This window comes from Actinotalea sp. C106, from assembly GCF_023630195.1.
Classification (GTDB): domain Bacteria; phylum Actinomycetota; class Actinomycetes; order Actinomycetales; family Cellulomonadaceae; genus Actinotalea.
The window spans coordinates 1-11,877 of the sequence record NZ_JALPKN010000082.1; the positions used below are offsets into that span (position 1 = coordinate 1).

The window sequence follows — 11,877 nt, forward strand, 5'->3', positions numbered from 1 at the left end:
CCCGGCCCCCGGAGGTGGGCAGGTCCGGGCGCACCAGCAGGACCGTGGTCCGCGCGCCCCGGCCCACCACCAGGGGCACCAGACCGGCCGCCGCCGCGAGTCGTGTGAGCCGCCGCCGCCCTCGCAGCCCACGTGGAGGCTCCTGGACGGCCAGGACGTCGGGGGCCAGGTCCCGGAGCACCTCGACCAGCGCGCCCTGGTCGTCCCGCAGCTGGCGCAGGTTGTAGGTCGCGGCTCGGAGCACGGTCACGCCCTCAGTCGACACCGTCCGACGGCGACCGGCCACTCGTCCGGGGGTCGTCGTGACCGTCATGACGTGCCACGATGACCCGACCGACCTCGCCCGCGGCCACCGTCCGTACGCGACCCAGCGATCACCGGAGACCTCATGCGCTCGACCCGACGTCTCGTCCTGCCTGCCGCCGTCGGGGCCCTCGTGCTCCTCGCCGGGTGCTCGGGCGACACCGACACCGAGACCACGCCCACCGACGAGGAGACCACCCCCGTCGAGGAGCCCGCCGAGACCGAGGAGCCCGCCGCCGCCGCGGGCGGTGACGACTGCTTCGAGGGCGAGTGGACCGCCGACCTCGAGGCCATGCGCGACGCGACCCTGTCGGCCCCCGGCTTGGCCGAGCTCGACCCCGAGGTCGAGGTCAGCGGCGAGTCGTGGGTGACCTACGCCGACGGGGTGATGACCACCGAGTACGACCAGCAGACCACCGAGCTCGCGATGTCCCTGGAGGGCCAGGAGATCGTCAGCACGAGCGTGTACGACGGCACCATGACGGCGAGCTATACGGCCGCGGACGGCACCCTCGACGTGACCGAGGTCGACATGTCCGGGGTCGAGATCTCCACGGCCACGACCGTCAACGGGGAGGCCATCGAGGTGCCCGACCTCAAGGATCTCGACACCATGGGCATGGACCTGGGCGTCTCCTCGACGTACACCTGCGACGGTGACGAGCTGTCCCTGACCCCGCAGGTCGAGGGGGCCGAGGGCTTCACCCAGGTGCTGACCCGCCGCTGACCGGAGCCCGGTCAGCCCAGGTGGGCCTCCTGCTCGAGACGGCCCTCACGGTCCACCCGGGCCGCGCGCAGCCGCGAGGCGATCACGGCGCCGAAGGCGATGCCCGCCGCGATCACCGCGATGCTCAGCCGCAGCACGTGGTTGGCGTCGTCGCCGATGCTCACCTGCACCACGGCCGGGGCGATGAGCAGGGCGACCAGGTTCATCACCTTGATCAGCGGGTTGATGGCCGGGCCGGCGGTGTCCTTGAACGGGTCGCCGACGGTGTCACCGATGACGACGGCCTCGTGGGCGGGGGAGTTCTTACCGCCGTACTTGCCGTCCTCGACGATCTTCTTGGCGTTGTCCCACGAGCCGCCGGCGTTCGCCAGGAACACGGCCATGAGGACGCCCGCGCCGATGGTGCCCGCGAGGAACCCGGCCAGCGGCCCGACGCCCAGGCCGAAGCCCACGGCGATCGGGGCGAAGGCCGCGAGCAGGCCGGGGGTGGCGAGCTCGCGCAGGGAGTCGCGGGTGCAGATGTCCACGACCTTGCCGTACTCGGGGCGCACCTCCCCGGTCATGATCCCGGGGTTCTCGCGGAACTGACGGCGCACCTCGAAGACGATGGCCCCCGCGGCGCGGGTCACCGCGTCGATGGCCAGGCCCGAGAACAGGAAGACGGTGGCCGCCCCGAGGATCACGCCCACCAGGGTGATCGGGGAGATCACCTCGTAGGAGAGCATCGCGAAGCTCAGGCCCTCGGGCTGGATCTGGTCGCCCAGGTCGGCGACGGCCTGCCGCACGGCGTCGGAGTAGGAGCCGAACAGGGCGGTCGCGGCCAGGACCGCGGTGGCGATCGCGATGCCCTTGGTGATGGCCTTGGTGGTGTTGCCCACGGCGTCCAGGTCGGTGAGGATCTGCGCGCCCTCGGCGTCCACGTCCCCGGACATCTCGGCGATGCCCTGGGCGTTGTCGCTCACCGGGCCGAAGGTGTCCATCGCGACGATCACGCCCACGGTGGTCAGCAGCCCGCAGCCCGCGAGGGCGATGAGGAACAGCGACAGCCAGACCGAGCCGCCTGCGATGAGGAAGACCGCGCAGATCGCCGCCGCGATGATCCCCGCGGTGTAGACGGCCGACTCGAAGCCGACCCCGATGCCCGAGAGCACCACGGTCGCGGCCCCGGTCTGGGACGTGCGGGCCACGTGCAGGGTGGGCTTCGACGTCGTGCCCGTGAAGTAGCCGGTCACCCACAGGATCACGCCCGCCAGGACGATGCCGATGACCACGGCGAGGGTCGCGAGGAGCCGCGGGTCGCCGTCGTGCCCGACCAGGACGTCCCCGACGCCGGTCAGCTGGTCGAAGGAGGAGGGCAGGTAGAGGAAGGCCGCGACGGCCGCGAGGACGGCGCCGAGCAGGGCCGAGGTGTAGAAGCCGCGGTAGATGGCCTTGAGGCCGCTCTCGGTGCCGCGCACCCGGGTGATGACCACGCCCAGGGCTGCCGTGATGGCGCCGATCGAGGTGACGATGAGCGGGAAGACGAGACCCTGCTCACCGAACGCCACCTTGCCCAGGATGAGCGCCGCGACCAAGGTCACGGCGTAGGACTCGAAGAGGTCCGCGGCCATGCCCGCGCAGTCCCCGACGTTGTCCCCCACGTTGTCGGCGATGGTCGCGGCGTTGCGCGGGTCGTCCTCGGGGATGCCCTGCTCGACCTTGCCGACCAGGTCCGCGCCGACGTCGGCCGCCTTGGTGAAGATGCCGCCGCCCACCCGCATGAACATGGCGAGCAGGGCGGCCCCGAAGCCGAAGCCCTCGAGCACCGCCGGGGCGTCGCCGCGGTAGATGAGGACCACCGAGGCCGCACCCAGCAGCCCGAGGCCAACCACGGACATGCCGACGACGCCGCCGGTGCGGAAGGCGATGCGCGCCCCCTCGGCCCGTCCGCCGGGGCGGGTCGCGGCCGAGGCCACACGCACGTTCGCCCGCACCGCGAGCCACATGCCCAGGTAGCCGATGGCCGCCGAGAACCCGGCTCCGAGCAGGAAGAACACCGACCGCCCGATCTTGACCCCGGCATCACCGGGCAGCAGGAAGAGCAGCGCGAAGACGATCACCGCGAACAGCACGAGGGTGCGGAACATGCGGCTCAGGTAGGCCGAGGCGCCTTCCTGGACGGCGGTGGCGATCTCCTGCATCTTGGGTGTGCCCTCGTCGGCGGCGAGCACCTGGCGCCGCAGCACCAGGGCGAAGACGAGCGAGACGACCGCGATCGCGGCGATCACCCCGACGATGGTGAGGCTCGAGGTCCCGAGCGTTGGCATCCGTCCTCCTTGACGTGTGCGGTGCCGGCCCGGCGTCGTTGCCGGCGGCTCGCGCGGCCCCCTGAGCCGCAGACGCGCGCAGTCTACGGGTCAGGGGGTGGATCTGGTGGGCGACCCCAACGTTCTGGGCCTGCCCGTCGTCATCATGGTCAGAGGGTGCGCCGCAGGGGCGCGCATCCTCGACATCATGGCCAGTCGGGATGGGCGCAGGGCGCTCACCCACGTCGAGGGGGAAGCACGGATGGCGCGGTGGGAGCACTCACTCGACGAGCTGGTCCGCACACGCGGGTCGGCGCTGGTGGGGTACGCCTACCTGCTGTGCGGCGACCGCCGTGAGGCTGAGGACCTGGTGCAGGACGCCTTGGTCAAGACCTTCACGCGGGGCCGCGGCGGGCTCGAGGCCCACAACGTCGAGGGCTACGTCCGCAAGGCCGTGCTGACCACCTACCTCGACGGGTTCCGACGACGACGGCGGTGGGCAGCGGTCCGCCACCTCGTCGCCGTCCCCGACGTGCAGGCCGGCCCTGAGGGGCCCTCGGCCGACCGGGTGGACGTGCGGGAGGCCCTCGACGGGCTCAGCCCCCGCGAGCGCGCCTGCGTCGTCCTGCGCTTCTACGAGGACATGACCGTGCCGGCGATCGCCGAGGAGCTCTCGGTCAGCACGGGGGCAGTCAAGAGATACCTGAGCGACGGGGTGCGCCGCATGGAGGGCCTGCTCGGACCGGTGGTCGAGGACGAACCACGACCCGAGGACGACCCGACGACCGTCGAGGAGATCGATGTCCTGACCGGAGGGGGAGAGCGGTGAAGATCGACCTGGAGCAGGCGCTGAACGACATGGCGCGATCCGTGCAGGATGACGACGCCTCCGCGAGGATGCACGGGCGCGTGCGGCAGATGGTGACCATCGTGCGGCGCCGGCGCGCGGCGCGGCACACCGCGGTGGGCATGGTCGGTGTGGGGGCCGCCGCGGCGCTGGCCTTCGGCGGGCTGCAGCTGGCGGACGTGGCGGTGGATGAGCCGGTGCCGCCGGCGGGGCCGAGCGACGACGTGGTGCCGACCTCGGACGCGTGCGGCCTGACCCTCGGAGAGATGGGATGGGTGCAGGACGGGCCGGTCACGCTCGAGCTGGTCGACGAGGCTCCCCGAGGTCGGACCGACGGTGGCCTCAGCATCGAGACCCAGGTGAGCGAGACCGAGGTCGAGCTCGAGCTGTGGGGTTCGACCCGCTACGTGGCGGTCGACCCGTCCACCGGTCGCGTGGCCGGCGTCCCGGAGGACGACGACTGGGAGCCTGACTGGGACGCCGTGGTCGACATGGTTGGTCCCGAGGAGGCGCAGCGGTTCATGTCCAGCACGTCGATGCCCCTCTGGGACTGCGCGGACGGCGAGGCGGCCCCGGGCCCTGAGAACCCGCTCGGTCCCGGCGAGTACGACGTGTACGCGATGCGCGAGATCCGCACGGTCCAGCAGGTGAACGGCGGCCGTGAGTTCGTCGCCGTCGGTGGCCCCTGGCGGATCGAGACCGGCCCGGACGCCGAGGGTGCCGAGGACGCCACCAGCGACCAGCCGAGCGAGGGCGCGAGCGAGGAGAGCTTCAGCGAGGAGGAGACCGCCGCCCTGGTCACCCTCAACGAGCTCGTGTCGTACGGGAACGAGGACCCCACGGCCGCCTTCCCGCAGTGCGGCACCTCGGTCGACGTCCTGGATGACGGTCCGCGCGACCTCGTCCTGGACCTGGATCTCGCGTCCACCGTGATCGAGGAGGGCGGCGTCTTCGTCGGCACCGTCGACCTGCGGATGGTCGGGGCCGGGTCCGTCGTCGGCCGCGTGGACACCGCGGGTGCCACCCTCGTCGTGGTGCGCGACGGCGTCGTCGTCTCCCACCAGCCTGTCGAGGCAGGCGGGGTGATCAACGTGGAGCTGCAGGAGGGTGCTGTCCAAGAGATCCCGTTGCACGGCAGCCGGAACCTGTGCGGGACGGGTGAGGGCGGGGACGGCCCTGCGCTCCCGCTGCCCCTCGGGGAGTACCAGGTGATGGCACTGGTGGAGGTGACGCTTGAGGAGCGGGGAACTGGCGAGGGCGAGACCACGCGCCTCACCGGGTCATTCACCGCGATGAGCCCACTTGAGGACACAGCGTTCAGGTAGACCTTTCGCCGCGCGGGCACGGCCCGGGCGGGTGAGAGTGGAGGGGTGACACACACCGCGAACCCCTCCACCTCCCCCGGCGCCGTGCTGCTGGACATCGACGGCACCCTCGTCGACTCCAACTACCTGCACACCTACGCGTGGGTGAAGGCCTTCCACGAGGTCGGTCACCCGGTGGACGCCTGGCGGGTGCACCGCGCCGTGGGCATGGGCTCGGCCCTGCTCCTCGAGGAGCTCCTCGGAGCCGAGGTCGCTGAGAAGGTCGGCACGGACGCCAAGGAGCGCCACTCGGCCATCTACGCCGAGCTCGGCGACCTGCAGCGGGTGCTGCCCGGGGCCCGAGAGCTGGTGCACGCCGTCGTCGAACGCGGTGCGCGGTGCGTGCTCGCGACCTCGGCCGGGCCCGAGGAGCTCGAGAAGCTTGAGGCGGCCCTCGACCTCGGTGACGCGCTGACCGGCATCACCTCGGCACAGGACGTCGAGAACGCCAAGCCCGCCCCGGACCTGGTGAACGCGGCCCTCGGGATCGCCGACGTCGAGCCGGGTCGCGCCGTCTTCGTCGGCGACACCGGGTACGACGTCGCCGCCGCGGCCCGCGCCGGGGTCACCTGCGTCGGGGTCATGACCGGCGGGGTCGGCGAGGCCGAGCTGCGCGAGGCCGGGGCCGCCGCCGTCTACACCGACGTCGCGGCCCTCCTGGCCGACCTGGACCAGAGCCCGCTCGCCCGGGCCTGGACATCCTGACCTGACCTGACCGTACGGAAGCACCATCGCGGCCCCTGGACCCCGGGCCGACACCCATCACACCGGAGGCACCCATGGCTGACCAGACCACCCCGCAGGACCCGACCGAGCAGCACGACAGCCACGCGTCGGAGACCATCTCCCACCCGGGCCTGACCCGGGACATGGACGAGCAGCCCGACCACGGCGAGGAGAGCTACCAGGGCTCGGGCCGGCTCGAGGGCCGCAAGGCGATCATCACCGGCGGCGACTCGGGCATCGGCCGCGCCGTCGCGATCGCCTACGCCCGGGAGGGGGCCGACGTGCTCCTCTCCTACCTGCCCGAGGAGCAGGAGGACGCCGAGATCACCGCGGGCCACGTCCGGGACGCCGGTCGCAAGGCCGTGCTCGCCCCCGGGGACATCCGCGACGAGGCGCACTGCAAGGCCCTGGTCGACCAGGCCGTGGCCGAGCTCGGCGGGATCGACATCCTCGTCAACAACGCGGCGTACCAGATGGCCCAGGAGGGTGGGATCTTCGACATCACCACCGAGCAGCTCGACCGGGTGATGAAGACCAACATCTACGCCCTGTTCTGGATCACCAAGGCCGCCCTGGCGCACCTGAAGGAGGGGGCGTCGATCATCAACGTCTCCTCCATCCAGGGCTACCAGCCGAGCCCCGCGCTCCTCGACTACGCCACGACCAAGGCCGGGATCATCAACTTCACGCGCGGCCTAGCCCAGCAGCTCGCCGAGCAGGGCATCCGGGTCAACACCGTGGCCCCCGGGCCCATCTGGACGCCGCTCATCCCCGCGACCATGGTCGGGGACAAGGTCGAGGGCTTCGGCGACGACACCCCCGAGGGCCGCCCGGGCCAGCCCGCTGAGCTCGCCCCGGCCTTCGTCTTCTTCGCCAGCCAGGAGTCCAGCTACACCACGGGCCAGCGCCTGGGTGTGGCCGGCGGCAAGATGATGCCCTGATCCACCCCTGGTGAGGACGTGGGCCCTGGCCCGCCGCCCTCCTCGCACGAGATGATCCGCTGAGTCAGCGGGGCATCGTCACGGCCCCGGGGGCCGCCCTCGTCGCAGGGCGGCCCCCGGGGCCGCTTGAGTCAGGGGGCACAGTGCGCACGAGATCAGTCCGTGCTGCGGTGACGGGGGCCGTCGGGCTCGCCGTCGTCGCGGCGGTCGTCCTGGTAGGGCAACAGCTCGGGGCGGGGCGCAGCGAGCCCGCATCCCCGGGCAAGGCCGTCACACCAACCGCGAGCGCGCAAGGATCGGACGACGTCGAGCAGGGCGGGCTCGCCGGACCGGGCTGGACCCCGACCGACCCCGAGGTCACCGCCGAGGGCCTACCGCTCGTCGAGGGGCGTGTCCTCATGGCTGCGCAGGGCGACGCCGGCGCCCTGCGGCTCGTCGTCGAGTCGCAGGCGGGCCGCGGGTCGGCGGCCAACGTGATCCTCGCCCTCGAGGAGGCCGGCTACGCGGTCGACGACGAGGCGACCGACGACGCCAGGCCGTTCTGGCACGAGGTGGCGGCCTCAGGCCCGGCGGGCTCGGTGCTCGCCGACGTGTCCAACGAGACCGGAGGCGGCTGGCTGGTCGACTACACCTTCACGCCCCCCAGCCCCTGACCCCACTCCTCGTGTCAGAACCTGGGATACCCCCAGGCATCCCAGGTTCTGACACGAGGGTGGCCCACGATGGGGCCCGCAGTCGACGGCACCAAGGTCACCGCGACGGTCCTCGGCGGCCCCTACCCGGTGACCCTCACCGACTGGTGACGGCGCCGACTGGTGACGGCGCCGACTGGTGACGGGCGCCGCCTGCCGACAGACCAAGCCTGGTGGCAGACGCAGCAGAGCCCCGCGACCCTGAGGGCCGCGGGGCTCTGCTCTGCGTGAGGCCGTGCGGGGCGGGTCAGCCCTGCTCGGCGAGGGCCTCGTCGATCGAGGCGTGGATCGTGAAGACCTGGGTCAGGGCGGTGATGCGGAAGACCTTGAGGATCTTCTCCTGGTCGATGACCAGCCGCAGGTCGCCGCCGAGGGTGCGGACCTTCTTGAGCGCACCGACCAGCACGCCCAGGCCCGTGGAGTCCATGAACTTGACCGCAGTCAGGTCGACGACCAGGTCGGTGTGCTCGCGGTCGATCAACGACGCTAGCTCCTCCCGCAGGGCCGGGGCCGTGTAGACATCGATCTCACCCGTCACGTCGACCACGGTCCGGTCGCCGACGACGCGGCTCGTGACGGACACGTCCACACCGGCCTCCACTCAACGTCTGCTGCGTGCTGATCGCGTTCATTCAACCAAACCCTGCGCCGCACCGCGGGTCGGCGCGCCTGCCGACCCGGCCGCAAGATCAGCCAGAGCGGCAGCGTACTCCGGTCTGGTCCCTGCGGACCGTACCTCCTGCAGCACGTGGTCGTGCACCCCGTCCCGCGCCAGCTGCTCGCCCAGGCGTCGCACCGCGTCCTCGTCGAGGACCGTCGGGTCGACCGTGGTGCGCACCTGGACCGGCACCCCGGCCTCCTGCACCAGGCGCAGCGACCGGAAGGCCGGGGTGGCGCTCGAGGCCACCCCGGTGATCGCGGGGTACAGGTCGGCCGGGGCCTTGATGTCCAGGCCCACCCAGTCCACCAGGGGCAGCACGGCCTCCAGGCGCCGCGGGTAGGCCCCTCCCGTGTGCAGCCCGACGCCGAAGCCCGCCTCCCTGACCTCGCGCATCGCAGCCGCGAGCCCCTCCTGCCGGGTGGGCTCACCGCCCGAGAACACCAGGCCGTCGAGCAGGCCGTGCCGCCGCGAGAGCAGGTCGGTGACCTGCTCCCACGGCACGACCCCGGGCACCCTCGGGTCGATCAGACCGGGGTTGTGGCAGTAGGTGCACTGCCACGGGCAGCCCTGCAGGAAGATCGTCGCCACGAGCCGGCCGGGCCAGTCGCAGGTCGACAACGGCACCAGTCCCGCGATCTGCAGGGTGCCCGCCCCGGCCTGGACCTGCACCGTGCTCACCCGACCGGCACCGGGACGTCGTCGGGCAGCCGGGGCGTGGCCGCCTGCTCGGTGAAGTGGGTGCGCTCGGCGTGCTCGCCCTTCTTCCCGACGTTGAAGGAGCTGACGGGGCGGTGGTAGCCCATCACCCGGGTCCAGACCTCGCAGGGCTCGGAGCACTGCGGGCAGGTGTGGTGCTCCCCGGCGATGTACCCGTGGGCCTGGCAGATCGAGAAGGTCGGTGTGATGGTGATGTACGGCAGCCGGTGGGTGCTCAGCGCCCGGCGGACCAGCTCGCGGCACGCCTCGGGGCTCGAGATCTGCTCGGACATGTACAGGTGCAGCACGGTGCCGCCGGTGTACTTGGTCTGCAGCTCGTCCTGCCGGTCGAGGGCCTCGAAGGGATCGTCGGTGAAGCCCACGGGCAGCTGCGAGGAGTTCGTGTAGTACGGGTTCTCGTCGGTGCCGGCCTGCAGGATGCCGGGGAAGCGCTTGAGATCCTCCTTGGCGAAGCGGTACGTGGTGCCCTCGGCCGGTGTGGCCTCGAGGTTGTACATGTGGCCGGTGGCCTCCTGGAACTCGACCATCCGGGCGCGGACGTGATCGAGGAGCCGGACGGCGATCGCGTGGCCCTCGGTGGTGGTGAGGTCGTGCTCGTCGCCGGTGAGGTTGCGGACCATCTCGTTGATGCCGTTGACGCCGATGGTCGAGAAGTGGTTCCGCAGGCTGCCGAGGTAGCGCTTGGTGTACGGGAACAGGCCCTCGTCGATGTAGCGCTGGATGACCTTGCGCTTGACCTCGAGGGAGTCCCGCGAGAGCTCGAGCAGCCGGTCCAGGGCCACGAGCAGACCGTCCAGGTCCCCGCGGTGGGTGTGGCCCAGGCGTGCGCAGTTGATGGTCACCACACCGAGGGAGCCGGTCTGCTCGGCCGAGCCGAAGAGCCCGTTGCCGCGCTTGAGGAGCTCGCGCAGGTCGAGCTGGAGGCGGCAGCACATCGAGCGGATCTGCCCGGGCTCGAGCTCGGAGTTGAGGAAGTTCTGAAAGTACGGGAGGCCGTAGCGCGCGGTCATGGCGAAGAGCCGGTCGGCGTTCTCGGACTCCCAGGGGAAGTCCTCGGTGATGTTGTAGGTCGGGATGGGGAAGGTGAACACCCGCCCGCTCGCGTCCCCCGCGGTCATGACGTCCATGTACGCGCGGTTGATGACGTCCATCTCGACCTGCAGGTCCCCGTAGGTGAAGTCCTGCTCGACCCCGGCGATCACCGGGACCTGGTCGCGCAGGTCCGCGGGGCAGGTCCAGTCGAAGGTCAGGTTGGTGAACGGGGTCTGGGTGCCCCAGCGCGAGGGCACGTTGAGGTTGTAGACGAGCTCCTGGATGCCCTGCCGCACCTCGGTGTAGCTGAGGCCGTCGGTCCGCACGTAGGGAGCCATGTAGGTGTCGAAGGAGCTGAAGGCCTGGGCCCCGGCCCACTCGTTCTGCATGGTGCCGAGGAAGTTGACGATCTGCCCCACGGCCGAGCTGAAGTGCTTGGGCGGGCCGGCCTCGACCTTGCCGGGCACACCGTTGAGGCCCTCGGTCAGCAGGGTGCGCAAGGACCAGCCGGCGCAGTAGCCCGCGAGCATGTCGAGGTCGTGGATGTGCAGGTCCCCGTCGCGGTGGGCGTGGCCGATCTCGGGGGCGTAGACGTGCGAGAGCCAGTAGTTCGCGGTGACCTTCCCCGCGGTGTTGAGGATCAGTCCGCCCAGGGAGTAGCCCTGGTTGGCGTTGGCGTTGACCCGCCAGTCCGAGCGGTCCAGGTACTCGTTGATCGAGGAGCCGACGTCGACCACCGTGCGGGCGTCCTCCCGGAGCCGGGCGTGCTGCTCGCGGTAGGCGATGTAGGCGCGGGCCGTGGCGGTGTGCCCTGCCGCGAGGAGGGTCTGCTCGACCAGGTCCTGGACGTGCTCGACGTGGGGGTAGGCGGCACCTTCGACCGTCAGGGTCGCGTGCACCTGGGCAGCGAGCGCGTCGGCCTCCGGGCGACCGATCCCTCCCGTGGCGACCCCGGCCCGCTCGATCGCGGCGCTGATCCGCACCCGGTCGAAGGTGGCGGTCGCACCGGACCGCTTGATCACCCCCCGTGGCAGCAGTGCGTCCCGGTCGGGCTGGGTGGTGCTCATGCGGGGTGTCCTCCTGGCTGGTGATCTCAACATCTAGTAGGGCATCTCACGTACTGCCACTAGATGTGCCATGTAACTCCCTCTCGGCGACGGCGGGCGGGGACCAACGTCCCTCGTCCGCCGGGGGATCGGGACAAGCCGGGCAGCACCGGCGGTGGGATGATCGGCCGGTGCCCGACTCCCCCCTGCTCGACGTGCTGCTGGCCGGGGGACGCCGTGCCGATCGACTGACCCACGTCGAGCACCTCCCACCGCGGGCGGGGCTCCAGGCCGACTGGCCCGCGTGGGCCGACGGCGAGCTCGTGGCGGGCTACCGGCGCCTGGGGGTCGAGCGCCCGTGGCAGCACCAGGTGGTCGCCTCCGAGGCCGCGTGGTCGGGGCGGCACACCGTGATCGCGACCTCGACCGGCTCCGGCAAGTCCCTGGCCTTCTGGCTCCCGGCCCTGACCGCCGTGCGGGCCGCCGAGCTGCAGGCGACGGGCGCCGGGGACGTGAGCCGGAAGTCGGAGGCCAAG

11 protein-coding genes and 1 pseudogene are annotated in these 11,877 nt (G+C 71.6%); 7 read left to right on the plus strand and 5 right to left on the minus strand.

Annotated elements, in window-relative coordinates:
* A pseudogene (locus L0B03_RS19280) lies at positions 1-250 on the minus strand (hypothetical protein); the annotation flags it as partial.
* 138 nt (positions 251-388) lie between these two features.
* Here L0B03_RS19280 and L0B03_RS07635 point away from each other — a divergent pair.
* Complete coding sequence (locus L0B03_RS07635; protein ID WP_250445219.1) at positions 389-1,030, plus strand: hypothetical protein; 642 nt, start codon at positions 389-391, stop codon at positions 1,028-1,030.
* An 11-nt stretch (positions 1,031-1,041) separates the two neighbouring features.
* On the opposite strand, the gene L0B03_RS07640 is transcribed toward L0B03_RS07635, so the two are convergent.
* Positions 1,042-3,336: a sodium-translocating pyrophosphatase gene (locus L0B03_RS07640; protein WP_250445220.1), complete on the minus strand. Its 2,295-nt coding sequence runs from the start codon at positions 3,334-3,336 to the stop codon at positions 1,042-1,044.
* 106 nt (positions 3,337-3,442) lie between these two features.
* On the opposite strand from L0B03_RS07640, the gene L0B03_RS07645 reads away from it, so the two are divergent.
* From L0B03_RS07645 to L0B03_RS07665, 5 genes are all read left to right on the plus strand, one after another.
* A complete protein-coding gene (locus tag L0B03_RS07645; RefSeq protein WP_250445221.1) occupies positions 3,443-4,144 on the plus strand; it encodes a sigma-70 family RNA polymerase sigma factor in 702 nt (233 codons plus the stop codon).
* Positions 4,141-5,487 (plus strand): hypothetical protein, encoded by a 1,347-nt coding sequence (locus L0B03_RS07650; protein WP_250445222.1) that lies wholly within the window; start codon positions 4,141-4,143, stop codon positions 5,485-5,487. The genes L0B03_RS07645 and L0B03_RS07650 overlap by 4 nt, the downstream gene beginning before the upstream one ends.
* A gap of 45 nt (positions 5,488-5,532) precedes the next feature.
* A complete protein-coding gene (locus tag L0B03_RS07655; RefSeq protein ID WP_250445223.1) occupies positions 5,533-6,231 on the plus strand; it encodes an HAD family hydrolase in 699 nt (232 codons plus the stop codon).
* Between the two features lie 74 nt (positions 6,232-6,305).
* Positions 6,306-7,193 (plus strand): SDR family oxidoreductase, encoded by an 888-nt coding sequence (locus L0B03_RS07660; RefSeq protein ID WP_250445224.1) that lies wholly within the window; start codon positions 6,306-6,308, stop codon positions 7,191-7,193.
* Positions 7,194-7,363: 170 nt separating this feature from the next.
* Entirely contained in the window at positions 7,364-7,846 is a 483-nt protein-coding gene (locus L0B03_RS07665; protein WP_250445225.1) for a hypothetical protein, read from the plus strand.
* Between the two features lie 286 nt (positions 7,847-8,132).
* On the opposite strand, the gene L0B03_RS07670 is transcribed toward L0B03_RS07665, so the two are convergent.
* The 3 genes from L0B03_RS07670 to L0B03_RS07680 are packed head-to-tail and all read right to left on the minus strand — an operon-like array spanning position 8,133 to position 11,362.
* On the minus strand, positions 8,133-8,474 hold the full coding sequence (locus L0B03_RS07670) for an STAS domain-containing protein (protein WP_250445226.1): 342 nt from the start codon (positions 8,472-8,474) through the stop codon (positions 8,133-8,135).
* 39 nt (positions 8,475-8,513) lie between these two features.
* A complete protein-coding gene (locus L0B03_RS07675; protein ID WP_250445227.1) occupies positions 8,514-9,224 on the minus strand; it encodes an anaerobic ribonucleoside-triphosphate reductase activating protein in 711 nt (236 codons plus the stop codon).
* On the minus strand, positions 9,221-11,362 hold the full coding sequence (locus tag L0B03_RS07680) for a ribonucleoside triphosphate reductase (RefSeq protein WP_250445228.1): 2,142 nt from the start codon (positions 11,360-11,362) through the stop codon (positions 9,221-9,223). The genes L0B03_RS07675 and L0B03_RS07680 overlap by 4 nt, the downstream gene beginning before the upstream one ends.
* 170 nt (positions 11,363-11,532) lie before the next feature.
* Here L0B03_RS07680 and L0B03_RS07685 point away from each other — a divergent pair.
* On the plus strand, positions 11,533-11,877 hold a 345-nt coding region (locus tag L0B03_RS07685; protein WP_374204903.1), incomplete at its 3' end, for a DEAD/DEAH box helicase.